The following is a 25,011-nucleotide window of genomic DNA, read 5'->3' as shown; positions in this document are numbered from 1 at the left end:
ATGGGTTTACTTTCAAAAAAAGACGCAGCATTAATTAAAGATCCATTAGCGGATAACAACCCAATTACAATTCAAGTATTAGGTATTTGTTCTGCATTAGCGATCACAGCGCAATTAAAGGCTTCTATTGTTATGGCAATTTCAGTATTGTTTGTTATGGGAGTTGGTAATGTCGTAATCTCAGCAATTAGAAATATTATTCCTTCAAAAATTAGAATTATTGTTCAGCTTACTGTTGTTGCTGCACTTGTAATCATTGTAGATCAAGTACTTAAAGCCTTTGCTTACGAGCTAAGTAAGGAACTATCTGTATTTGTAGGATTAATTATTACCAACTGTATTATTATGGGACGTTTTGAAGCCTTTGCCTTAGGTAATGGATTATGGCGTTCATTCTTAGATGGAATTGGTAATGCTTTAGGTTATGGTGTAATCTTAATCATTGTAGGATTCTTTAGAGAATTATTAGGATCAGGTACGTTATTGGGAATTCCTGTCTTAGGAGATCCAATTGAAAAAACTGGATTGTACAGTATAGGTTATGAGAATAATGGTTTTATGTTATTGTCACCAATGGCCTTAATTGTAGTTGGTATTATAATTTGGGTACAACGTTCAAGAAATAAAGCATTAATAGAAGATTAACAGTATACGGTTTATAGTCGCAGTAAACAGTGAAAATCTGTAACTTAGACTAAGACTGAAAACTAAAAATATATGGAACATATAGAATTATTTTTCAAATCGATTTTTATAGATAACATGGTATTTGCCACGTTCCTTGGAATGTGTTCTTACTTAGCAGTATCTAAAAAAGTTAGTACAGCTGTAGGTTTAGGAGCTGCAGTGATTTTTGTATTAGCAATTACAGTGCCTCTTAACTGGTTACTAGATCAATATATTTTACAACCTGGTGCATTAACTTGGTTGGGCCCTGAATATGCTGACTTCGATTTAAGTTTCCTATCATTTATCATGTTTATTGCAACTATTGCAACAATGGTACAATTGGTAGAGATTGTAGTGGAGAAGTTCTCACCCTCGTTATACAATTCACTTGGTATTTTCTTACCACTGATTGCTGTTAACTGTGCCATTTTAGGAGGATCCTTATTTATGCAATCTCGTGAAATTGCGACATTTGGTTTAGCATTAAATTACGGTATTGCTTCAGGAATTGGTTGGTTTTTAGCTATACTAGCTATCGCTGCAATTAGAGAGAAAATCAGATACTCTAACGTACCAGCACCTCTAAGAGGTTTAGGCATAACATTTATTATCACAGGTTTAATGGCAATTGGATTTATGAGTTTTGGAGGTATGTTAACAGGAGGAGATGAAGAAACTAAAACAAAAGACACAACTGTTAAAGTGGAAAACAAAATAGAAGTGTCTAATGAAGATAAAACAATAGCTGAAAACATTAATAAAGTAACGGAATAGTATGATATTAGCAGTTGATTTCGGAATTATTTTAGCTACAGTAGCGGCATTTTTAGTAGTGACCCTATTACTTGTAGCATTACTCTTATTTGTAAAACAAAAATTATCACCTTCAGGGCCTGTTAAGATATTAATCAATGGTGAGCGTGAGATTGAAGTAGCTTCTGGTAGTACATTATTAACAACATTAAGCGCTGAAAAAATATTTTTACCATCAGCTTGTGGTGGTGGTGGTACATGTATACAATGCGAATGTCATGTATTGTCAGGAGGAGGAGAGGCTTTGCCAACGGAAACACCCCATTTTACACGTAAAGAGTTACAACATGGAGCGCGCTTATCTTGTCAAGTGAAAGTAAAACAAGATATGGAAGTAACTATTCCTGAAGAAGTATTTGGTATCAAAAAATGGGAGGCAACAGTTGTGAGAAACTATAATGTAGCTTCTTTTATTAAGGAATTTGTTGTTGAGATTCCTGAAGATATGGGTTACAAAGCAGGTGGTTATATACAAATAGAAATTCCAGAATGTGAGATTAAATATTCTGATATCGATATTACTGCGCATCCAGAAGAACATGATTCACCAGATAAGTTTCAGGCAGAGTGGGATAAGTTTGGTCTCTGGCCATTAGTGATGAAGAATTCTGAGTCTGTAGAAAGAGCTTATTCTATGGCTTCTTATCCAGCAGAAGGGCGTGAGATTATGTTAAATGTTCGTATTGCAACACCACCTTGGGATCGTTCTAAGAATCAATGGATGGATGTTAATCCTGGTATTGCTTCATCTTACATTTTTGCTCAAAAACCTGGAGATAAAGTAACGATTTCAGGACCTTATGGTGAATTCTTCATCAATGAATCTGAAAGTGAAATGTTATATGTTGGTGGTGGAGCAGGTATGGCACCAATGCGTTCTCACTTATATGAATTATTTAGAACTATAAAAACAGGTCGTAAAGTAACCTATTGGTATGGTGGACGTTCTAAGCGTGAATTATTCTACATAGAACACTTTAGAAAGTTAGAAAAAGACTTTCCAAACTTTAAATTCTACATGGCATTATCTGAACCTTTAGAGGAAGATAATTGGAAAGTTAAAACAGATATTAATGATGAGGCTGGTGATGGTTTTGTTGGATTTATTCATAATTGTGTCATTGATAATTATCTAAATCATCATGAAACACCAGAAGATATAGAATTATATTTCTGTGGACCTCCTTTAATGAATCAAGCGGTTCAAAAAATGGGAGAAGATTTCGGAATCCCAGATGAGCACATTAGATTCGATGACTTTGGTGGCTAGTAGACTTTTGTCATCCTGAACCTGATTCAGGATCTATTAAGAAAAAATAAAAAAACCCAATACGAAAGTGTTGGGTTTTTTCGTTGTATTCCTATGAAAAAATCAATTCTTTGTGTTGTATTACTTAGCTTTATTGCAATAATAGCTTACCAATTTAAACCAGTAAAAGAGGTGTCTCAAGTTATTTCTAACTCAATCACTAACTCTAATGGTTATATAAATACAGAGGGTAAAACAGTTAAGGAACGCATCACCATACCAGATGGGTTTAAAAGAGTAGCGTATGCAAAAGGTTCTTTTCAGGACTATATAAGACATTATAAACTAAAGCCATTTGGTGCTAAAGTCATTAACTATGATGGAAGCCCTTACTTTAATCAAATAGGTCATTTTGGAATTTTGGAAGTTCCTGTACCAGAGAATGGGTTGCAACAATGTGCAGACGCTCTGATAAGACTTAGAAGCGAATATCTCTGGGAACAGAATCGAAAAAACGACATTGGTTTTAATTTTACTAGTGGTCACAATTGCTCATGGACAAAATATGCAGAAGGTTATAGACCAAAAATAAATGGTAATAAGGTGATTTTCAGTAAAACAGCTACTGCTAATCATTCTAAAGCAAATTTTTATAAGTACCTGAACTTAATTTATATGTACTCAGGAACCATTTCATTATTTTCAGAATTACCCAAAATTAATGATGTTAATAAACTTAAAATAGGAGATATGCTCATTATTGGTGGTTCTCCAGGACATGTGGTTATGATAGCAGATGTCATTGAAGATGAAGCAGGTAAAAAATACTTTGCCTTATTACAAGGTAATACACCAGCACAGAGTGTGCACCTACTCAAAAACCTTGAGCATAATAAGATATCTCCTTGGTACAAATTAAAGTTAGGAGATCAAATTGAAATTCCTGGTTACACCTTTTACGATGCTAAATTTGTTAGGTTTAAATAATATTCTAACCATAAATAACACAAAGGTTTTTTATTAGTTCCCCTTTTCATTAACTTTATAAAAAACTAGTGCTATTAATGAAAAAGGTACTTTTCATTTTACTATGCTGTGGTCTGTCAGTTCAGTCTCAGGTCCAGGAAATTTTATGTAAGGTTATAGAAAGTGATACGAGGTATCCCGTATCTTATGCAACAATTCAGTTTCAAAAAAGTGGTAATGGAGTTATAGCTAATATTGATGGTGATTTTAGAATACCATATCAATATAAAAGAGATGGCGATATTCTTCTTATTTCTTGTATTGGTTATAAATCCAAGACTTTAGCTTTAAGTCATTTAAAAGATAAGGAGATAAACGTAATTACCCTAATACCAAAGGTTGAGATGTTAGATCAGGTAATTATTACAGGAAACTCTAAAACAAATGGTAAATCTAAACTTTCACCAGAAGAAATTATACAGAAAGCCATTTTAAGTATACCAAAAAATTACCCTTACACTCCATACTCTAAAGTAGGTTATTATAGAGATTATCAAATAGTTAACGGCAATTATTATAATCTCAATGAAGCTATAATAGAATCGTTCGATGCAGGTTTCGGTACAGATATTATTATGGACGATTATAATGAAACAGCAATATATAAGTATACTGAAAATAAAGATTTTAATAGAGATTCAACGTTATTACAGGTATATGATGGTGAGTCTAAGTATATAAATAATACCACGCTTTCTGGACAAGGAGGTAATGAGTTAAGTATACTAAATATCCATAATCCAATTCGAAATTTTGAACAGCTTAGCTTTTCGTTTGTTTACATTTTTAAGAAACGGTTTTTATTAAATCATGAGTTTTTAGATATGAAAACTGTCTATTTAAATGATAAACCGTTATACGAGATTTCTTTTAAAGCATTAAACAAGTTAACAGGAGTAAGCCATAAAGCCAAAGGTAAAATCTATATCTCTAAAGATACTTATGGTATACATAAGTTTGTGTATCAAGTTCTTGAAACAAAATCCTTAGATGTGTTATTGGAAGTTGAAATTGAATATGTGTTACGTAATGCTAAAATGTATTTAAACTACATCACTTTCAATAATAAATTTATTGTAAGTGATTCCTTCTATTTTGATGTTGATAATGTTCAATATGATGCTGAAGAAAAATCGTTTTATGTGTTTTTTAATAGCGATCTATTAATGTCTTCACTAGATAAAAAAGACTTTAGATTCAAATTCAAAAAAAAGAAATTGATGGTTGAAGAATTTAATGTAATTGATGAGAGAACTATTAAATTGAGAATTGCAGAATGGAGCATTCCTGAAGAAGTTAATACTAAAGACGCAATGAAAGGTTTTGAATATAGAATTAAAAATATAACCGATAAAACAGGAAGAAAACTCTATCAAAAAATAAGTTTAACAGCTTACCAGTTTAGAGAGTTTTTTGTGCAAGATGTATTAAGTAAATCGGAAAAACCTAATAATGTGAAATTTGTTGACAAAGCTAAACCATTATCAAATGCAAAGGTTAATATAGATCAAAGTAAGGATTTATATTGGCTAAATTCTCCATTAAAAGCTATTACAAATTAAAGATGAAAAATAGATGCTTAATTCTATTGTTGTTATGTTCAATTTCATTGTACTCTCAAGATGATGAATTGGTGCTTGATGCTTTTGATGATTTCACAGAATTAACAAGAGAGCAGGTTTATATACACCTTAATAAAACAGTTTTTATTAAAGGTGAGATGTTAGCTTTTAATGCTTACAGTTTTATAAAAGAATCTCAAGAACTTTCATTTAGTACTACAAATTTATATTGCCAGATAATTAATGATAAAAATCAAGTTGTAAAAGAAAAATTGATTCTTGTTAACCAAGGTGTAAGTCGAGGAGATTTTATCATAGATTCGCTTTTCACAACAGGAGAGTATAAGTTTAAAGCTTATACTAATTGGATGAAAAATTTTCCTGATGAGCATAATTATTTCTTAGAATCATTTAGAGTTTTAGATCCAGAGAATCTTTTAATAGATAAGCCTACAATAAGCTCTGGCAATATTGATTTACAAGTTTTACCAGAAGGAGGTCACTTGCTTCAAGATACAGACAATATTATTGGAGTTATTGCTAAAGATCAATTAGGACTTGGAGTAGCAGGGCTTAAACTTTTGCTTATAGATGATCTAGAATCTGAATTAACAGAATTTAAATTAAATGCCTTTGGTATTGGAAAGTTTGTTTTAAATCCCAAACCAGGACGATCTTATTTTATAAGATATACCTACAACGAATCTCAATTCAAAATACCAATTAATAATATAGATCCAAGAGGTGTTGTATTGTCTTTAAAAGATTTAAAAGATGATGTGGTTATATCATTAAAAACTAATAATACAACGTTACCAAAAGTTGCAAATAAATCTTTTAGAATATATATTCATAATGGAGTAGAACTAAAAGATGTAAGTATATCATTTAATGGAGAAACTCAATCCACATTAAAGATAAGAAAAAGTAACCTGTTTACTGGTATCAATATATTTACTCTTTTTAATGATGATAATACACCTTTAGTTGAGCGCATGTTTTTTAATTATAGAGGTATAAATAATGCATTAATTAAAGATGCTAGACCTGTTGTAAAAGGTGATTCATTAGAGGTAAAAATTCCTGTTATAAAAGTTGATGAGTCTCAGTTTCAAAATATAAGTATCTCAGTCTTACCAAAAGACACAAAGAGTTATTATCATCATGAAAATATCGTATCAACAATATATTTAAAACCTTTTATTAAAACACCAGTTCAGAATGCAAGTTATTATTTCACAGATATTACTTTGAAGAAGCAATTAGAGTTAGATAATGTATTACTTACGCAAGGATGGAGCAGTTATAACTGGAATAGAATATTTAATAAACCACCAGATTATAATTATGATTTCGAAGTAGGTATTTCATACACCATTAACTCTAATGACAATGCTTCTAAAGGATTATTAATTTATCCTAATATCAATTCAAAATCAGAAGTCATTAATTTCACAGAAAATCAAAGAACTTTAGAACGAAAAGGGCTTTTTCCGTTAGATGATGAGAAGTTAAGAATTGGAGAGTTTAGAAAAGGTATAAAAGTTGGGAAATCTAAAGCTGTACTTCAATTTTACCCAAATACAATTTCACAATTTTCTACTGATTATATTCCAGTTAGTGTTACTAATACAAATCAACTAGCAAATACTGAAAAAGAGTTCTTTAAGTATAAAGATATAGAAGAACTAAACGAAGTAAAAGTTGTTGCAAAAAAAGGGTTTACACGATTAGAAAAATTACAAAATGCTACTTTAGGCAGGATAACAGAGTTTGATGAAAAAGAGCGAAAGCTTTATAGAACTTTGGGACAGTTTTTAAGTGGTCGAGGATTTATGGTAGAAGAAACACCAGATGAGGATCCTATCGATGGAAGTTTATCCTTTTTTAGAATTTATACAAGAAATAAAGCTTCAATCAATGCAACAGATGTTCCAATTATTTTTTTGGATGGTGTTAGATTAGTTGACTTAGATATTCTCCAAGGATTTAGTATGGAATTTGTAGATTATGTAGAAGTAAATAAAGGTGGAGTTGGTGAAGGGATAAGAGGTGGAGCAGGTGTAATTCGTGTTTATACAGATCCTCAAAAACGCTTTAAAGTTAAACCAAGAGAATCTTTCTCTGTTTATAATATACCATTAACATTTACTACTCCCAAAAGATTTTACACACCTAAATACTCTACATTTAGTAGTGATTTTTTTAAAGAATATGGTGTTATAGATTGGTTTCCAAATGTACGTGTTGGAAAAGATGGAACCATTACTTTAAAAATATTAAACACAAAACAACCCATAAAGCTTTGTATAGAAGGTGTTGTTAATAGTGCTTTATTAATTTCAGATATTGTAACAGTTGAAGATTAATTTTAAGCTATTATATTAATAACCTTTAAATAGACTAAACAATTTTAAGTAAGTTTATATTAGTCGTAAATTTGCATAATGCCAAAAGCACTAACTTTACAAGAATTACACAACCTTGCCATGAACCATGTAGGTAAAGATTTAGAGGCTCGAGGTTTTGAGTTTGTTGCTATTAACAGTAAGTTAAAAAAGCATCCACAGTTTGTCTGTATAGATAAGAATAGTCAGTACTTCTTTGTGATAGTTAGAGCTGTATTACTTCCAGAAAACCCTAACAATTATGATGTAGTTTGGATGGAATCTTTCAAAAAACATGCCTATGATAAAGACGCCAAAGTCTTATATGCAGGAGTTGGTTTGGGTAATCCTAAAGGTGAAGATCTGCCTGTATATCTTAACGAAGAATACTTAATTGAGTATAATGGAATACAAGTGATTGAGATGAATCTTAATTAGTATGAAGAGAGTAATAATTATTTTAGTAACATTAGCTTTTGTCTCTTGTAAACAAGACGCAAACGAACAAGAGCTAGTAAAACTATCTGGTCCTATCTTTGGAACAGGTTTTAATATTCAATATTTTTCTGAAACTAATACTAATTTCATAAAACAGATTGATAGTTTATTTGCTGTAGTTAATCAATCCATGTCTACCTATATTCCAGATTCCGATATTTCTAAACTAAATAGAAATGAAAATAATGAAGTAGATCATCACTTTAGAAATGTGTTATTGGCTTCAAGAAAAATACATAAAGAAACTAAAGGTGTTTTTGATCCAACAATAGGAGCAGTAGTGAATGCATGGAGTTTTGGGCCAGAAGGTCGTATCATTAATCTAGATAGTATAAAGATTGATAGTCTTATGAAATCTGTCGGCTTAGATAAAGTAAAGAGAGTTCATAACAATATTTTAAAACCTAAAAATACGTTTCTCGATTTTAACGCTATTGCTAAAGGCTATGGTATTGATGTAATTAGTGAGTTTTTAGAATCTAAAGGTGTTAATAATTATTTAGTTGATATTGGAGGAGATTTACGTACATCTGGTACTAATATAGAAAAGAAAAAAGCTTGGACAGTTGGTATAGATGATCCTAATTTTAATGGAGAACAATCTTATTCTAAAGTAGTTGAATTAAAGGATAAGGCAATGGCAACATCTGGTACTTATAGAAAGTTTAAGGTTGATGAAAACGGTAATCGTTATGCGCACATCATAAATACTAAAATAGGTTATCCTAGTAAAACTAATGTATTGAGTGTGTCAGTAATTGCTTCAGATTGTATGACTGCAGATGGTTATGCAACTGCTTTTCAGGCAATGGGAATAGAAAAAGTCAAAGATTTTCTTCAGACACATCCAGAGCTAAAAGTGTATTTTATTTTTGAAGATGAAAATAATGAACTTAAAACCCTAAGTTTAAATAATTTTCCAGATTAATACTTGTGACTTAATTAAAACTAAGGTGTCCAATAAGTGCTATTAATCAATAAATAAAAGTTGTCCTAGAATCTTTCTAGTTCAGCTTTTATTGTTTTAATACCACAGGAATTATCTAACCTTTAGCTAAGCAATAATGTTGCTCTCAGTAACTGTTAACTTTGATGCAATAGAAATTACTCTTATTAATTAAAAATATAGAGTATTTGATTTTTAATTAGCTATTTAAAGACATAATCTTTCGTTTTAACGAAAAGTCAGGAAGTAGAATACAATTAAATAAGGATTATTTTATTTTTAAAATTATTCAAAGTTAATACCTGATAATAGGTATAATAAAATCAGAATTATTATTAGTACTTTGTTTATAATTATTAGAGCTATTAATTAATTTTTACGTGATGAGATTCGGTATATTCTTGTTTTTATTTTTTTCCTTTAGTATTAATGCTATTGCTCAAACAGATGAAGAGTTAGGAGGAGCTTATTTAAAAAGAGCAGAGAATAGCTATAATAATGGCGAAATAGACGAATCTGTTACTTATTTTAAGAAAGCTGTAAAATTATTTGGTGATACTAGAAATAGTAGAATATCTAGACTTGGTATGATTTTGAGTTTTGAACAAGAAGATTATTTTATAGCAAGATCTTATTCTTACGATTATTTTGAACTTGCAGAAAAAGGTACAGAAGACTATAATGAAATGCTAGATTTAAGAGTTGATATTGATCTAAATATTGACTTAGAAATTGCTGAAATGAAACGCATAGAAAAAGAGACCTTAATAAAAGAAGCTCAAGAACGTAAATTAGATTCTCTCAAAAAGGTATGGCAAACTTCATCATTAGATTACAATATAGAAGTAGATAGTATCTCTAAATTTAACGTCAATAATATAGCTATTTATAAAAAAGATAATGCTTTTGGGATAATGGATGATGTAGGTAATATCTTAGAAGAAGCCTCTTTATACAAGCATGCCATTAGCTATGATAATTTTATTTTGTTGTTAAGTAACAAGGATAAGCCAACAAAAATATACTATTACAATACAAATACAGGTGATAATGGTTTATTGCCAAGTGTTGTTAGTTTTAATAGTTCTTCAACTCATTATGGTAAAGTCATGTTGCCAAGGGCAAATGGTTTGATAGTTGCATATCCTAATAACTCAACTAAGGTTTATTTATATAATTTAATTACTAAAGAGTTTGTAACTATCCAAAATCAAAAGGATGTTTTAAAAAACTTAAGAAAAAATGATATCATAGATAATTACAATAAAGTTGGGCAGGTAAAACTTGATAAAAAGTGGTTATTTATTGGAGGTGATATTGGCGGTGGAATCTTTGCATTATACGAAGGAAAAAATAGACTTTATGGATTTTTAAATACCTATGATGGTAATATATATGCTAATGAATATTATAATTACCTAGGTGCATATGATGGGAATTTTGAATTAATAGATTCAGAAAATCGTTTTTGGATGACTTCTGAAGGTACAAGACAAGACTATAATAATGATAAAAATGGAACATACAACGGATTGACTAAAGTTGTTAAACTAAAAGATGGAAGCTACAGGTTTCATCAAAATATAGACGGACAAGATTATTTAGTGTTACGTAAACAAAAATTAATAAATCAAAATGCTTTTATAGCGAAGAGACCTTAGGTTTATAGACTAAAGGAATAATCTCACCTTTTGCTAAACGATACTTGTTGATTTCAGTTTCTGATAATTTTGAAGTGTAGTCCACCTCCTCAACTTGAAAACCAATAGAGCGTAGCTTATCAAAATAATCTTTACCATAAACTCTAACATGGTCATATTGACCAAATATTTTAGCACGTTTAGTTTTATCTGTTATAGAATCGTCCTCAAAGGTAAGCTCTCGTCTTAAATCTTGTGGAATTTGAAAAACACCATAACCACCATGTCTCATAACTCTATGCAATTCTTGCATAGCTTTCGTGTCATTTGGGATATGTTCAAGAACATGATTACAAAGAATAACATCATAACTATTATCTTCAAACGGTAAATTACAAATGTCTGCTTTTACATCTGCAATAGGTGATAATAAATCTGTTGTGGTATACGCTAAATGTTTTAGTTTTCTAAATCGTTTTAAAAAACATTGCTCTGGAGCAAAATGAAGTACTTTTTTTTCTGCTGTAAAAAAATCAGTTTCGTTTTTAAGATATAACCATAATAATCGATGTCGTTCTAAAGACAATGTAGAGGGGGAAAGTATGTTAGGTCTTTGTTTAACATAACCATAAGGTAAAAATGTTCTAAAACTTTTGCCATCGATTGGATCTGTATACGTATTTCCTTTTAAAAATAATTCTAATATTGGTCTTACCAAATAGCTTAACCTAATAAGTAATGGTCTTGGTAAGAGATTAAGAAAAAATTTAAAAATTGATTTCATTTTAAAGCACTAAAGCTTCTTGTCTAAACTCATCTTCCTCGTCAGAAGTTATTCCTAAGGCTTCATAGATGTAAGCAAAAGTTGAAAGTAATTCTGGTTTTCCATTAACTATAGCTACATCATGTTCAAAATGAGCACTTGGTTTTTTATCTAAAGTGGTTATGGTCCAACCATCTTTATGTTGTTTTATTTTATGCGTACCAAGATTAATCATAGGTTCTATTGCAACGACTTGGCCTTCTACAAACTTTTTACCACGACCACGACGTCCATAATTTGGCATCTCTGGATCTTCGTGCATTTTACGTCCTAAACCATGACCAACGAGTTCTCTTACTACACCATATCCATGAGCTTCGCAATATTTTTGAATAGCAAAACCTACATCACCAACTCTATTACCTAATTTAAACTCTCGTATACCAACATATAAAGACTCTTTGGTAATTTGCAATAGCTTATCCGTTTCTGGAGAAATTTCACCAACAGCAAAGGTGTAGGCATGATCACCATAAAATCCATTTTTTATTGCACCACAATCTATAGAAATAATGTCGCCTTCATTTAGAGGTGTAGTATTAGGTATACCATGAACCACTTGCTCATTTGGACTCATACAGAGTGTATTTGGAAAATCGTATAGGCCTAAAAAACCTGGTATAGCACCATGATCTCGAACACATTCTTCAGCAATTTTGTCTAAATGTAATGTCGTAATACCTGGTTTAACTTCTGATGCTAAAACGCCTAAAGTTTTAGATACAACCAATGCACTTTCTCGCATTAATTCTATTTCCTCTAATGTTTTTGTAATTATCATAGTTATCTAAAAATAGAGAAAAATCCTTTCTTTTTTGGTTGTCTAGTTATTGGAAGTTCTTTGTTAGAAATCATCTGGTAAACTTCTCCCCACCCTAGTATACCACCAATGTTTCTGTCATCAATGTAGATATCTGCATAAATTTTTCGACTTTTTGAGTTATCAAATTCCTCCTCTGGGAAACTTTGATTAATAGCATAAAACTCAATACCATTCTCTTGGCAGAAATTTACAGCATCTTGTAATTTATCTCCACTTCTGTAAGTCCAAAGAATTAAACGATGACCATCATCTTGTAGACGTTTTAATGTTTCGAAAGCAAAAAGTCTTGCTTTTCCAACTTTAGGATAAGCATCTTCAACAATTGTACCATCAAAATCTATAGCAATAATAAGTGTGTCTTGAAAATTCATTAGTCAAAATTACAATAATTTTATGGCTTAATCTATTAATGATTTTTGAGTCATAGCTTCAGGTTGTGGCACTCCTATTAATTTTAAAATGGTAGGTGCTAAGTCTCCTAAAATGCCACTCTGTATGGATGAAATGTTTTTATCAATAGCAATGATAGGAACAGGGTTTGTTGTATGTGCTGTATGAGGAGATCCATCAGGATTTAACATGGTTTCACAATTACCATGATCTGCAATAAGTAAGGTTGTGTAACCATGATTTAGTGCTTTAGTAACTACATCTTTAACACATTCATCAACAGTTTCACAAGCTTTAATAGCAGCAGCCATTACACCTGTATGTCCTACCATATCACCATTCGCAAAATTTAAACAAATAAAATCCACTTCCTCTTTTTCCAATTCTGGTATTAAGGCATCTCTTAGCTCATAAGCACTCATTTCTGGTTTGAGATCATAAGTTGCTACTTTAGGTGAATTTCTTAAAATTCTGGTTTCACCTTCAAATGGTTCTTCTTTACCACCAGAGAAGAAAAATGTTACATGAGGATATTTTTCAGTTTCAGCAATTCGTATTTGAGTCTTTCCATGTTTAGAGAGTACTTCACCTAGAGTATCCTTTAAATTATCTTTATTGAAGACCACATTTATATTAGAAAAGGTATCATCATAATTTGTCATGGTTACGTAATGCAAGTTTAACTTATGCATGTTTTGTTCGTGGAAGTCTTGTTGAGATAACGCTTGGGTAAGTTGGCGACCACGATCTGTTCTAAAATTGAAGAATATAATCACATCATCTTCTTTTATTTTAGTTATAGGATCGTTAGAATCATCAACCTTAATGATGGGTTTAATAAACTCATCAGTGATATCATTTTCGTAAGTATTTTTAATAGATTTAAGAATATTTTTGGAATACTCTCCTTTACTATTAACTAAGGCATCGTAAGCTAATTTAATACGCTCCCAACGCTGATCTCTATCCATTGCATAATAACGACCAGTCACTGTAGCTAGTTTACCATTAACAGTTTTAAGCTTATCTTCTAAATCTGAAATAAACCCGTAACCAGATTTTGGATCTACATCTCTTCCGTCTGTAAATGCATGAACAAATAAATTATTAAGACCAAAATTATATGCAGCATCTAGTAGACCAAATAAGTGATTGATATGTGAATGGACTCCTCCATCACTAACTAATCCTAAAAAATGTACAGCTTTATTATTGGTTTTAGCGTAGTTAAAGGCATCTAATAAAACCTTTTCTTTTTCTAAACTATTGCTTTCTACAGCTAAATTAATTTTCACTAAATCTTGGTAAACGATTCGTCCTGCTCCGAGATTCATGTGGCCAACTTCACTATTACCCATTTGCCCTTCTGGTAAGCCAACATGCAAACCGTCTGTTCTTAAACTTGCTGAAGGATAGTCTTTATACAAACTATCAATAAAGGGTGTTTTAGCATTATCTACAGCAGAAACTTTTGGATCAGGTGATTTTCCCCAACCGTCTAAAATCATTAAAATTACTTTTTTGTCCATTAGATTTTATTAGAAACCCAAAGATAATGTATTATGTGTTTTTTACGATTGTTTTTCTGTAACCTTATTCTAAATTATAGTATTGGCTTAGATTTAACATATTTGTTTACAGGACGTTAAATAAATGTTATTTATCATTTTTTAGTGTAACACTTATTTAAATAAGTCGTCTCTTTATTATAATCAAAAAAACAATCAATTAAATTAAAATCATTCATCATGAAAAAAACAGCAGTAATTTTAGCCTTAGTATTAGGCTTTTCGTTCGCAAATGTTAATGCAGAAAACAGTAATCAAAGGTATTCTTCTGAAATGCATACAGCATCGATAGTAGAGGTAAGCCCTTTATGTAAAGCAGTAGCCACTGGTAATATTAAACTAGTAAAAACCTTAATAAAACAGGGTGTAGATGTTAATACAAAATCTAATGGTATGTTGCCAATACATTATGCAGCTAAATTTAATAGAGTTGATATTATCAAAGAATTAATTACAGCAGGTTCAGAGATTCATTCACTATGTGATAAAGGCTACACTGCATTAAGGCATGCACAAAAAACAAAGGCTAAAGACGCTGAATTATTTTTAAAGCGCTTTAAACGATAGTGTCTTTATTCTAAAAGACAATTATTTGAGTTAGTTAGTTTAAAATGCATCCTTTTTAGGATGCATTTTTATAAACTCTAATAGCTTCTTTAATTTTTTCTATACGATTGTCTGGATCTGGATGCGTGCTCTGAAATTCTGGTGTTCTATTAGGACCAGCAGCAGCTTTTAAAATTTTCATAACACCAATTAATTCCTCTGGATCATAACCAGCATCTATCATAAATTGCACGCCAAGAGCATCACTTTCTAATTCATCACCTCTACCATTTTTAAGTAATGTTTGTTGTCCAATTCCGCCAACAAGTCCTCCCATATCTGCACCAACAGAAGCACCAGTTGATACTGTTTTCCAAAACTCTGTTTCTCCTATTCTTTCTGCAGAATGCTTACCAAGAACATGGCCAATTTCATGACCTAAAACACCTGCAAGTTGGTCTTCATTTTCTAACTTAGAAAATAAAGCATAAGTGATAAAAATTTGACCACCAGGCAAAGCAAAGGCATTGATGGCATTAGGATCTGATAATAGATGAAACTCGTATTGGTATGGTGTTTCTCTTGCAATACTACTATTTACAAGTTTTTTACCAACATTATCAACCATAGCCTGATATCTTGTATCTGGATGTAAACCTCCATGCTGTTGTGCCATTTGTGGTGCACTTTGCAAACCAATGGCTATTTCTTGGTCTGGTGTCATTGTAATGGTTTGTGTTCTGCCTGTATAAGGATTTTTTTCCTGTTGACTACATTTTTTAAAGAATGCAAATGCAACAATCACTACTCCAATGAGTAAACGAACTTTTAAATTATTACCTCTCATGATTTAAGTTTTAGCCGAATTTAAAATTACAAAGTAATTGTTTAGCATTAAAATATTATATCAAAAAACTTAGCCTAAGATCTATTTTCTGTAGAGGAAGTAATTGTTAACCAAATCTATATAAATTTGTTTAGCATCATCTTCACTTACATCTTTTACTTGGAATAAGGCATTAGTTTTAAAAGCATTTATAATTTGTTTTCTACTACTTGGTCTGCCATAATTGTTGGTGGCTTTTTTATAATATGCATAAAGACGAAGAAGAAAATCTGCAGGGAATTTCCCGTCGTAAGCATTAATACGCTCTACGGCTTCTTGAAATTTTATGTCGATTTCTTCTGATGTCATGATTTTTCAGCAATGACGCTTTCACCACCTTTAACTTTCTGATTGAGTTCAACTTTTATATCAGCATCTAATGGAAGAAAAACATCAACTCTAGATCCAAACTTAATAAAACCAGAATCTGAACCTTGAATTACAGTAGTGCTTTCTTCTGCATAATTAACAATACGTTTTGCTAAAGCTCCAGCTATTTGACGATATAGTACTTTACCAAAATGCTTGTTCTCTACAACAACTGTAGTACGTTCATTTTCTTCACTAGCTTTAGGATGCCAAGCCACCAAATATTTTCCAGGATGATATTTGCTAAATGCCACATTACCACCTATTGGATAGCGTGTTACATGAACATTTAAAGGAGACATAAAAACAGAAACCTGAATTCGTTTTTCCTTAAAATATTCTTTTTCAAAAACTTCTTCGATGACTACAACTTTTCCATCTACAGGAGATACAACATGGTTTTTATTGATTTTTGTAGAACGTTTAGGATTCCTGAAGAATTGAAGTATGAGTATAAAAAATACTAAAACAATCAGCATCAGTGATGTCCTTAACCAACTTGTAAGTACAAACTCATCAATTAAAAATAATAAGCCTACAACAATGACTACAGAAAAGAATATAATTTTATGACCTTCTTTATGAAACATATGTGATGAGTTTTAAAAATAAATAAATAAAGGGAGCTGCAAAAATAATACTATCCAGTCTGTCTAACAATCCACCATGACCAGGCATTATTACACCACTATCTTTAACATTGGCTTGTCGTTTAAATTTTGATTCAATGAGATCTCCTAATGTTCCAAAAACACTTATAATAATACCTAAAACAAGCCAGCTTGTAAAGTTTAATGTATTTGTAAATTGAGCTATAAAATAACTAGCAATACAGGCAAAAAACAAACCGCCTAAAAAGCCTTCTACTGTTTTTTTAGGTGAGATTCTTGGAAATAGTTTTTGTCTACCAAAGTTTTTTCCAATTAAGTAAGCAAATGTGTCATTAACCCAAACTAGTATAAATGCTCCAAGTAACAGGAGTGGTGAAAATACACTATTAAAGTTTGCGATTAAAATTAAAAACACAAATCCACTAGAAAGGTAAAAAGTGGTAATTATAAAGCGTTTAGATGCAAAGAGAGGAATTGTTTTTTCTGAGAAAAGATCTTTAATAAGAATGAGTAAAACAAATATGGTAATAACAAGTAATATTTGTATGGCTTCACTAAATCCGTTTGTATGACCAAAAATAGTTTTCCAAAGACCAAAAACTATGAATAATAAAGAGAATACAAAGTAGGGTATTAAACTTTTTAGCTCAATAAGTTTTTTAAATTCGGCTAAGCACACTAATCCAAAAAAGAAAAAGACAGATAGTAAAGCATATTGCCACTTTAAGGCGAGAAGTAATAATCCAACATAAACAGTTCCAGATAATGCTCTAGTGTAGAGTTCTTTCATGCTATAGATCTTCTAATAGCAGCAAATATAAGTTTTTTGAACTACTTCCATAAGTTAGGAAGTCTTTATTGTCATTACTTTTAAAATGTTTAATTGTAGTGATATTTGTAGGTATTTTAGATTTGTTTTTAGATTTGATACCTTTTAGTCCTTCACCAATATTTTCAACAAATTGGCTTGTTGTAGCATATATAACAAAATTTTCTGGAAGTTCTTTTAGTTTTTTTTCTGCAATTTGATTAGATGAAATTAATAGTGAACCATCATCAGAAATTAAATACTCGCATGTTGAGAAAAAGTATGTGCTACTGTAGGTGTTTTTGGTAGGTTTAAGATTTGCGCTTGTAAATAAGTCGTTAAGCCTATCGTCAATGATTAAAACGTCTTTATCTACCCATTCGTTTTCTTGGATTATAGCAGTAAGGCTATCATTAACTTCTTGCATATTTTCACAATACAAGAATTTACCACCATTTGCTTTGAAATTTATTGTAAATCTTTCATCAATAGGAAGCTTAATTTCTGGCATATACTTTCCACGCTCTTCATTTTTTATAGTTTCTTCGGAACGTTCTTTAAAGCCAAAAATTTTACGGAATAGGCTCATTTAGGAATAGCTATTAATCTTGTTTTTTGTGGGTTTTTCCAAATATAAAAAAACTTAAATTAACCATAAGTCAATTTAAGCTTTTTATAATAGCTTTTCGATAAAATTAAGGTTATTCCTCTTCTTCTACAGTTTTTTCAATAGAAGACGTATCCTCAAGTATTTGTTCCTTATCGTAAGGTCTTTTTCCAAAAATCTTTTCCAAATTGTCTTTAAAAATAACTTCTTTATCTAAAAGTACTTCAGCAAGTTCAGTAAGTTTATCTTTATTAGCTTCTAGTAATTCTAATGCTCGCTGATATTGTTCTTCAATAATATCTGAGATTTCTTTATCTATAAGTTCAGCAGTTTGTTCGCTATAAGGTTTTGTGAAGCCATATTCAGATTGTCCTGAGGAATCATAATACGTTAAATTACCTACTTTATCACTCAATCCATAAATGGTAACCATAGCTCTTGCTTGTTTGGTAACTTTTTCTAAATCACTAAGAGCACCTGTAGAAATTTTATCAAAAATAACCTTCTCTGCAGCACGACCACCAAGAGCAGCACACATTTCATCAAGCATTTGTTCTGGTCTAACAATAAGACGTTCTTCTGGTAAATACCAAGCTGCACCTAAGGATCGACCTCTAGGTACAATCGTTACTTTTACTAGTGGTGCAGCATGTTCTAACATCCAGCTTACAGTGGCATGACCAGCTTCATGGAAAGCAACGGCACGTTTTTCGGAAGGTGTTATTATTTTATTTTTCTTTTCTAATCCTCCTACTATTCTATCTACAGCATCTAAGAAATCTTGTTTATTAACTGCTTTTTTGTTTTTTCTTGCAGCAATTAAAGCTGCTTCATTACAAACATTTGCAATATCTGCACCAGAGAATCCAGGTGTTTGCTTAGCTAAGAAATCTACATCTAAATTCTCTGCTTTTTTAAGCGGTTTTAGGTGTACTTCAAATATTTCTTTACGTTCTCTTACATCTGGTAGATCTACAAAAATCTGTCTATCAAAACGTCCAGCTCTCATCAAGGCTTTATCTAAAACATCAGCTCTATTGGTAGCTGCTAAAACGATAACATTGGTATTGGTACCAAAACCATCCATTTCTGTTAGCAACTGATTTAAGGTGTTTTCGCGCTCATCATTAGAGCCTGAGAAATTATTTTTCCCTCTAGCTCTACCTATGGCATCTATCTCATCTATAAATATAATTGAAGGGGATTTCTCCTTAGCCTGTTTAAATAAGTCTCTAACTCTAGATGCTCCAACACCAACAAACATCTCAACAAAATCGGAACCAGATAATGAGAAGAAAGGCACTTTAGCTTCGCCAGCAACAGCTTTTGCTAATAGTGTTTTACCTGTACCTGGAGGTCCTACAAGTAAAGCTCCTTTTGGTATTTTACCACCTAAAGACGTATATTTTTCAGGATTTTTTAAGAAATCTACAATCTCTTGTACTTCCTCTTTTGCGCCTTCCAATCCAGCTACATCTTTAAAAGAAGTTTTTGTATCAGATTTTTCATCAAAAAGCTTAGCTTTAGATTTTCCGATATTAAAAATTTGACCACCAGCTCCACCACCAGCCCCAGAAGACATACGTCTCATAATAAAAATCCAAACACCAATAATGAGAATAAAAGGCAATAAGGTAAGGAGTAAATCTCCCATTACATTTTGCTCGGTTTCGTAAGTAACTTCTGTAGTAAGATTATTATCTTCAATTATCTGATCGGTGTCATCCTCAAAATTCTCTAAGCTTCCAAATTGAAAGGTGTAGTTTGGTAATGTTGTTCCAGTTGGGATTAATGATTTAGTAATAGATTTTTTATGCTTTTCTTTAGCTAAAGCATCTTTAGTTAAATATACCTTAGCTTTTGATTCATTTACAACAACAACTTTATCGACATCACCATCTTTTAAATATTCTTTAAATTGAGAAGGCGATGTGTTATTACCACCATCTCCTCCAAAACCTCCAGAAAAAATCTGAAGTAAAAAGAATATAGCGATTACGATTCCGTAGATCCAGTATGAACTAAACTTTGGTTTTTTATTTGAATTTTTATTGTCTTTAATCATTAAATATTTTTTAGTAACTCGTTTCTATAACCGTTGTTTTTGCATCTCCCCAAAGACTTTCTATATCATAAAATTCTCTGATATGTTTCTGAAAAACATGAACAACTACATTTACATAATCAATAAGAACCCATTCGGCATTATCTGTTCCTTCTACATGCCAAGCTTTGTCTTTTAATTCTTTGCCAACCTTTTTTTGAATGGAATTTACAATGGCGTTAACTTGTGTGTTTGATGTTCCTTCGCAAATAATAAAGTAATCGCAAACGGTATTTTCAATTTCTCTTAGATCTAATATATTTATTTGTTGTCCTTTTACATCTTCAATACCACTCAATATTGTGCTTATGAGTAGATCAGCATTTGATTTTTCTTTCGTCATTAAATTGAATTAAATTTGTACAAAGTTATTACTTTTTTAGTTCTTATAATCTATTCTTTTTCATAAGAAAGTTATAAAATAGCCTTGTGTTTATGAACATAATCAAACTTAGTGCCATTGACTCTACAAATAGTTATTTAAAACAGCTTTGTAGTGATAAATCGGTTAAAGATTTCACTGTGGTTTCTGCCAGCTCTCAAACTCATGGAAGAGGGCAAATGGGAGCGAAATGGCAATCTCAAGGTGGTAAAAACCTAACTTTCAGTGTGTTTAAGGATGTTTCATTCTTAGATGTTGAACAGAGTTTTTACATAAGTATGGTGGTTTCTATAGCACTTTTAAAGACGTTAAGATTATTCTCTATTAAGAGCACTCAAATAAAATGGCCTAACGACATTTTGTCAGAGCATTTTAAAATTGCTGGAATATTAATTGAGAATATCATAACGGGTTCTACTTTAAAAAGCTCAGTGATAGGTGTTGGTTTAAATATAAATGAAACCATCTTTACAGATCTACCTAAAGCTACTTCTATGCGATTAATATCCGGGAAAACCTATAATTTAGATGAGGTTTTATATGTGTTTTTAGATGAGTTAAAGCATCAATTTAATAGCTTAGAACAGCATCATTATAAGGCTATAAAAGAGATATATCTCAATAATCTTTTTAGAAAAGATAAGCCTTCAACTTTTAAAGATAAAAACAATATTGTTTTCTCAGGATTTATTAAAGATGTTACTAATACTGGGAATATTCTAATTAAAGTTGAAGATAATATTATTGAAGAGTATGCTTATAAAGAGGTGACTCTTTTGTATTAGGACTACTAGATTGCAGTTTTCATATTAGTAACCAGAGTTTCAATAAACTTGCTAATAGGACCTTTAATCATCATGGCCATCATGGCATTAAATTCTCCATCAAAAGTAAGTTGAACATCACTAGTATTTGCTGAGGTTTCTATAATGTTTCCGGTTAATGAAAAATCTAATTTTCCGCCAGCAGCACCAAGAACAATCCTATTTGGCGCAATTGCCTCTTTCTTTTTTAAAACTATTTCTGGCATTCCTTTTAAAGCAAAAAGAAATTTATCATTGTCTAACACTTCAAACTTACTTATGTTTTCTGGCATAAGTTTTTCAAAATTCTTTACCTCTGACAAGAAATCAAATGCTTCTTGTGGTGATTTATTTAATGTAACTTTAGGAGATTCTAGATTCATGTATATTATATTTTTTATTAAGACATTATCAATTTGCGTTCCAATTTCCAGGATTGGCATTCCAAAGTGCTAAAATGTCTTGTTCTGCTTTGGTAATGTAATTAGTATCCAAGGCTTGTTCTAAAAGATTTTCATAATTACTTAGTGTATGGAGTTTAATAGCATTAGTTTCAAAATTAGATTTAGACACATCAAATCCGTAAGAAAATATAGCAACCATTCCTAATACTTTGGTTTCTGCCTCTTTGAGGGCTTTAACAGCATTTAAACTACTTTTTCCTGTGCTAATTAAATCTTCTACAACTACAACAGTTTTTCCTTTTTCAATAGAACCTTCAATTTGATTTTTTCTGCCATGCTTTTTTGGTTCTGGTCTAACATATATAAAAGGTAAATCTAAATATTGGGCAACTAGCATGCCAATACCAATAGCTCCTGTAGCAACACCAGCAATAACATCTGGTTTACCATACTGAGATTCAATATGCTTAGCCATTTCTTCTGCTAAGTAAGCTCTTACCTTAGGAAAAGAAAGAACAATCCTGTTGTCACAATAGATTGGAGATTTCCATCCAGAAGCCCAAGTAAATGGATCTTTCGGTTGTAATTTAATGGCATTAATCTTTAATAAATGCTCTGCCGTTTGTTTTGCTGTTTGTGTATTAAAAACCATAGTGCAAAAATAAAATATTTAAGAGGACTAGATGTACTTAAAAAATAATATTTTTACAGTACTCAATTGTAATTTTTATACCTTATGTATACAGTTTTTGTTGGAGATAAACCAATAATTTTAACTACTAAAATTGAGGCAGAAACATACTTTAAAAACTATCTTTTGAGTACAGTGTCTATGCGAAGGGTGTTTAAAGATTTAGCTACTAAGAACATACAGGAGGTTCGTTTAATTGATGCTGATAAAGATCAACTCTTAAAATTATTTTTAAAGAAATTACCAAATGTTATAGCTGGTGGTGGAAAAGTTTATAATACAAAAGGTGATATTTTATTTATTTACAGAAATAATAAATGGGATTTACCCAAAGGTAAGGCCGAACGCAGAGAGACTATAGATAAAACAGCAATCCGAGAAGTAGAGGAAGAGACAGGTGTACAAGGCTTAGAAATTATAAAACCTTTAGAGCGAACATTTCATATTTTTAAAAGACATGGTCGCCATAAAATCAAAGTGACCTATTGGTTTGAGATGAGAACAAACTATGATGGTGAACTCTTACCTCAAGAAAACGAAGGTATCACTAAAGTAAAGTGGTTAGATAAAAAAGCCTCAGAAAAAGCCCTTGAGAATAGTTATGCTAATATTAGGCTATTAGTTTAATACAATCTATATACAGGATACTGTAAATGTGCTTTTTCATAATGGTCACTTTGTTTATGTAACCAATCTAACTGACTGTACCAGTTTTTTGCAAAGACCTCATCATTTTCTTTCTTCGCCTCAAACCGTTGTTTTAAATCAGCATTGTTCTCTAACAATTCTCTGGCTTTATCTTCCCAGACATAAGGAGAGAACCCTTCTTTTTGTTGTAAAATGGTGTCGAAAAAGTTCCAATTAAAAAACGAATCTGGAGCTTCTGGTTCTAAAGTTTCTAACAAATATCTCGCTCCTTCTTGGTTTAAAGACACTATAAAATCACCTTTTCTAAACTTTAAGGTTGTGTTTTCTGATTTTACGTTTGTATTATAATGTGCATAATGACCTTCATATGCACGTTGTCTTGTACTGTAATCCTCAATTTTATAAGATTCTACAGTTAATGTAGAATCTTTTTCTAAAGGATTCATTTCTATTGCATTTAATTTTAGAAGATTAATAACATTATGCCAACCTTGAGGAATAATATAGGCTTTCGGTATAATAACTTGTTTTCTAGGTGAGAAATAATTTTGATAATTAACCGATTTAGTAAATGGTTTATTTCTGTCATATTTTAATCGTTCAGATGATGTGATTTCACTAGGAATCATCTTACCTTCATAGCCTTTAAATTGAAGTGTTGTAGATGTTGTAGTATCTAGTTTCCAATCAATTGGGTAAAGGTTACCTGGTTGTATATTTTTTAAAGCCGTACTACGGAGATTTAGAATTAATTCACTATCATTTTCCATAATCTCTATCATACTTTTTATAAGCTCATAAGTACCTTCTACACGCTGTTTGTATGGTTTTAGCATATGTGTTTCCACCATCATTCCAAGCGTATTAAATAATGTAGTATATCCTGTTGAGTAACGAGGAGAATCCATAAATTGAGAAAAACCCTGTTCTGGAGTTCTATTAAAAACGTTAACATAAGGTGTTATATCCCAATCTTTTGCTTTTAAGTTTTCTTCTAAGTTTGGCATCATAACTTCGTGTAGGTATGTACCTAATTCACCACCTAACTTATTGTGCTGAGTAAATAAATGAGTTAAAGTATATTGGTAATCAGCACCATTACTAACATGATTATCTATAAAAACATCTGGTTTTACTGCATGAAAAATACTTGCAAAAGCTCTTGCATTTTTGGTGTCACTTTTAATAAAGTCTCTATTGAGATCATAATTTCTGGCGTTTCCTCTAAAACCGTAAGTTTTTGGACCGTTTTGGTTTGTTCTGGTTGTGGAGTTTCTATTTAGGCTTCCACCAACATTATAAATAGGAATGGTAGCTAGGACTATATTTTTTGGTGCTTTAATTCTACCATTGACCATATCTCTAAATAGTAGCATTGTGGCATCAATGCCATCACTTTCACCTGGGTGAATGCCGTTGTTAATGAGTAGAATACGATTATTTTTTCTAAGGACATCTAAATCATTTTCTATGCCATTGGGATTTAATATTACCAAGTGTAAAGGTTTACCAGAGTCTGTTTCTCCTATAGTTTGTATAGTAATCTCAGGATACGATTCTGCTAAGTTGTTGTAATATTCAATAGTTTCAGTATATGTTGCCGTTTCTGAACCCTCACTTTTTTCGAAAGCAGTTTCAAAATCAAAATCGATTGTTTGGTTCTTTGTTTCTGTTTGGCAAGAATAAATAACTATAACCAAGAGTAAACTAATTTTTTTCATTTTCAAGTAGATGTTTCCCAAACTTACTTAAAAAGTA

The 25,011-nt window shown here is 31.2% G+C and carries 26 protein-coding genes; 12 read left to right on the top strand and 14 right to left on the bottom strand.

Features of this window, described 5'->3' with window-relative positions; translation table 11 throughout:
* The 9 genes from RM697_RS11820 to RM697_RS11780 all read left to right on the top strand — a co-directional run bounded on the left by RM697_RS11820 (position 1) and on the right by RM697_RS11780 (position 10,811).
* Positions 1–645, top strand: coding sequence for an NADH:ubiquinone reductase (Na(+)-transporting) subunit D (locus RM697_RS11820; protein ID WP_311428108.1), 645 nt, complete (start codon positions 1–3; stop codon positions 643–645).
* Between the two features lie 72 nt (positions 646–717).
* Positions 718–1,443 (top strand): NADH:ubiquinone reductase (Na(+)-transporting) subunit E, encoded by a 726-nt coding sequence (gene nqrE / locus RM697_RS11815; RefSeq protein WP_311428107.1) that lies wholly within the window; start codon positions 718–720, stop codon positions 1,441–1,443.
* Between the two features lies 1 nt (position 1,444).
* Positions 1,445–2,752, top strand: a complete 1,308-nt coding sequence (gene nqrF / locus RM697_RS11810; RefSeq protein WP_311428106.1) for an NADH:ubiquinone reductase (Na(+)-transporting) subunit F — start codon at positions 1,445–1,447, stop codon at positions 2,750–2,752.
* 93 nt (positions 2,753–2,845) lie between these two features.
* Positions 2,846–3,718 carry a DUF4846 domain-containing protein gene (locus tag RM697_RS11805; RefSeq protein ID WP_311428105.1) on the top strand — a complete coding sequence of 291 codons (873 nt, stop codon included), beginning with the start codon at positions 2,846–2,848 and terminating at the stop codon, positions 3,716–3,718.
* A 77-nt stretch (positions 3,719–3,795) separates the two neighbouring features.
* The gene (locus tag RM697_RS11800; RefSeq protein WP_311428104.1) at positions 3,796–5,319 is read left to right on the top strand and encodes a carboxypeptidase-like regulatory domain-containing protein; all 1,524 of its coding nucleotides are present in this window, start codon (positions 3,796–3,798) and stop codon (positions 5,317–5,319) included.
* Between the two features lie 2 nt (positions 5,320–5,321).
* Complete coding sequence (locus RM697_RS11795) at positions 5,322–7,688, top strand: hypothetical protein (protein WP_311428103.1); 2,367 nt, start codon at positions 5,322–5,324, stop codon at positions 7,686–7,688.
* Between the two features lie 78 nt (positions 7,689–7,766).
* Entirely contained in the window at positions 7,767–8,144 is a 378-nt protein-coding gene (locus RM697_RS11790) for a DUF8840 domain-containing protein (protein ID WP_311428102.1), read from the top strand.
* A gap of 1 nt (position 8,145) precedes the next feature.
* Positions 8,146–9,132 (top strand): FAD:protein FMN transferase, encoded by a 987-nt coding sequence (locus RM697_RS11785; protein WP_311428101.1) that lies wholly within the window; start codon positions 8,146–8,148, stop codon positions 9,130–9,132.
* A 401-nt stretch (positions 9,133–9,533) separates the two neighbouring features.
* Complete coding sequence (locus tag RM697_RS11780) at positions 9,534–10,811, top strand: hypothetical protein (protein ID WP_311428100.1); 1,278 nt, start codon at positions 9,534–9,536, stop codon at positions 10,809–10,811.
* Here RM697_RS11780 and RM697_RS11775 read toward each other — a convergent pair.
* From RM697_RS11775 to gpmI, 4 genes are read right to left on the bottom strand one after another with little or no spacing between them, the layout of a single operon-like run.
* A complete protein-coding gene (locus RM697_RS11775; RefSeq protein WP_311428099.1) occupies positions 10,792–11,574 on the bottom strand; it encodes a class I SAM-dependent methyltransferase in 783 nt (260 codons plus the stop codon). The genes RM697_RS11780 and RM697_RS11775 overlap by 20 nt on opposite strands.
* 1 nt (position 11,575) lies before the next feature.
* Positions 11,576–12,394, bottom strand: a complete 819-nt coding sequence (gene map / locus RM697_RS11770; RefSeq protein WP_311428098.1) for a type I methionyl aminopeptidase — start codon at positions 12,392–12,394, stop codon at positions 11,576–11,578.
* 2 nt (positions 12,395–12,396) lie between these two features.
* Positions 12,397–12,807 carry a BT0820 family HAD-type phosphatase gene (locus RM697_RS11765; protein WP_311428097.1) on the bottom strand — a complete coding sequence of 137 codons (411 nt, stop codon included), beginning with the start codon at positions 12,805–12,807 and terminating at the stop codon, positions 12,397–12,399.
* 27 nt (positions 12,808–12,834) lie between these two features.
* Complete coding sequence (gene gpmI / locus RM697_RS11760; RefSeq protein WP_311428096.1) at positions 12,835–14,355, bottom strand: 2,3-bisphosphoglycerate-independent phosphoglycerate mutase; 1,521 nt, start codon at positions 14,353–14,355, stop codon at positions 12,835–12,837.
* A gap of 219 nt (positions 14,356–14,574) precedes the next feature.
* Between gpmI and RM697_RS11755 the strand changes: the two genes are divergently transcribed.
* Positions 14,575–14,961 (top strand): ankyrin repeat domain-containing protein, encoded by a 387-nt coding sequence (locus tag RM697_RS11755; protein WP_311428095.1) that lies wholly within the window; start codon positions 14,575–14,577, stop codon positions 14,959–14,961.
* 55 nt (positions 14,962–15,016) lie between these two features.
* On the opposite strand, the gene RM697_RS11750 is transcribed toward RM697_RS11755, so the two are convergent.
* From RM697_RS11750 to rsfS, 7 genes are all read right to left on the bottom strand, one after another.
* Positions 15,017–15,787 (bottom strand): M48 family metalloprotease, encoded by a 771-nt coding sequence (locus RM697_RS11750; protein ID WP_311428094.1) that lies wholly within the window; start codon positions 15,785–15,787, stop codon positions 15,017–15,019.
* Positions 15,788–15,868: 81 nt separating this feature from the next.
* Complete coding sequence (locus RM697_RS11745) at positions 15,869–16,135, bottom strand: acyl-CoA-binding protein (protein WP_311428093.1); 267 nt, start codon at positions 16,133–16,135, stop codon at positions 15,869–15,871.
* Complete coding sequence (locus RM697_RS11740; RefSeq protein ID WP_311428092.1) at positions 16,132–16,785, bottom strand: phosphatidylserine decarboxylase family protein; 654 nt, start codon at positions 16,783–16,785, stop codon at positions 16,132–16,134. Before RM697_RS11740 ends, RM697_RS11745 begins: the two co-directional genes overlap by 4 nt.
* Entirely contained in the window at positions 16,775–17,596 is an 822-nt protein-coding gene (locus RM697_RS11735) for a phosphatidate cytidylyltransferase (RefSeq protein WP_311428091.1), read from the bottom strand. The genes RM697_RS11740 and RM697_RS11735 overlap by 11 nt, the downstream gene beginning before the upstream one ends.
* A gap of 1 nt (position 17,597) precedes the next feature.
* Positions 17,598–18,203: an LUD domain-containing protein gene (locus RM697_RS11730; protein ID WP_311428090.1), complete on the bottom strand. Its 606-nt coding sequence runs from the start codon at positions 18,201–18,203 to the stop codon at positions 17,598–17,600.
* A gap of 112 nt (positions 18,204–18,315) precedes the next feature.
* Positions 18,316–20,286: an ATP-dependent zinc metalloprotease FtsH gene (gene ftsH, locus RM697_RS11725; RefSeq protein ID WP_311428089.1), complete on the bottom strand. Its 1,971-nt coding sequence runs from the start codon at positions 20,284–20,286 to the stop codon at positions 18,316–18,318.
* Between the two features lie 10 nt (positions 20,287–20,296).
* Positions 20,297–20,668: a ribosome silencing factor gene (rsfS, locus tag RM697_RS11720; protein WP_311428088.1), complete on the bottom strand. Its 372-nt coding sequence runs from the start codon at positions 20,666–20,668 to the stop codon at positions 20,297–20,299.
* A 92-nt stretch (positions 20,669–20,760) separates the two neighbouring features.
* On the opposite strand from rsfS, the gene RM697_RS11715 reads away from it, so the two are divergent.
* A complete protein-coding gene (locus RM697_RS11715; RefSeq protein WP_311428087.1) occupies positions 20,761–21,492 on the top strand; it encodes a biotin--[acetyl-CoA-carboxylase] ligase in 732 nt (243 codons plus the stop codon).
* Between the two features lie 5 nt (positions 21,493–21,497).
* On the opposite strand, the gene RM697_RS11710 is transcribed toward RM697_RS11715, so the two are convergent.
* Positions 21,498–21,893 (bottom strand): SRPBCC family protein, encoded by a 396-nt coding sequence (locus RM697_RS11710; RefSeq protein WP_311428086.1) that lies wholly within the window; start codon positions 21,891–21,893, stop codon positions 21,498–21,500.
* 28 nt (positions 21,894–21,921) lie between these two features.
* Positions 21,922–22,566 (bottom strand): orotate phosphoribosyltransferase, encoded by a 645-nt coding sequence (gene pyrE / locus RM697_RS11705; protein ID WP_311428085.1) that lies wholly within the window; start codon positions 22,564–22,566, stop codon positions 21,922–21,924.
* Positions 22,567–22,650: 84 nt separating this feature from the next.
* On the opposite strand from pyrE, the gene RM697_RS11700 reads away from it, so the two are divergent.
* Positions 22,651–23,232 (top strand): NUDIX hydrolase, encoded by a 582-nt coding sequence (locus tag RM697_RS11700; protein WP_311428084.1) that lies wholly within the window; start codon positions 22,651–22,653, stop codon positions 23,230–23,232.
* On the opposite strand, the gene RM697_RS11695 is transcribed toward RM697_RS11700, so the two are convergent.
* Entirely contained in the window at positions 23,229–24,974 is a 1,746-nt protein-coding gene (locus tag RM697_RS11695) for a M14 family metallopeptidase (RefSeq protein WP_311428083.1), read from the bottom strand. The genes RM697_RS11700 and RM697_RS11695 overlap by 4 nt on opposite strands.
* Positions 24,975–25,011 lie beyond the last annotated feature (37 nt).

Origin of the sequence: Microcosmobacter mediterraneus, from assembly GCF_031846265.1 — a bacterium.
GTDB lineage: Bacteria > Bacteroidota > Bacteroidia > Flavobacteriales > Flavobacteriaceae > Microcosmobacter > Microcosmobacter mediterraneus.
The sequence above is the reverse complement of the archived record's forward strand: the minus strand, read 5'-3'. Positions and strand labels throughout refer to the sequence as shown.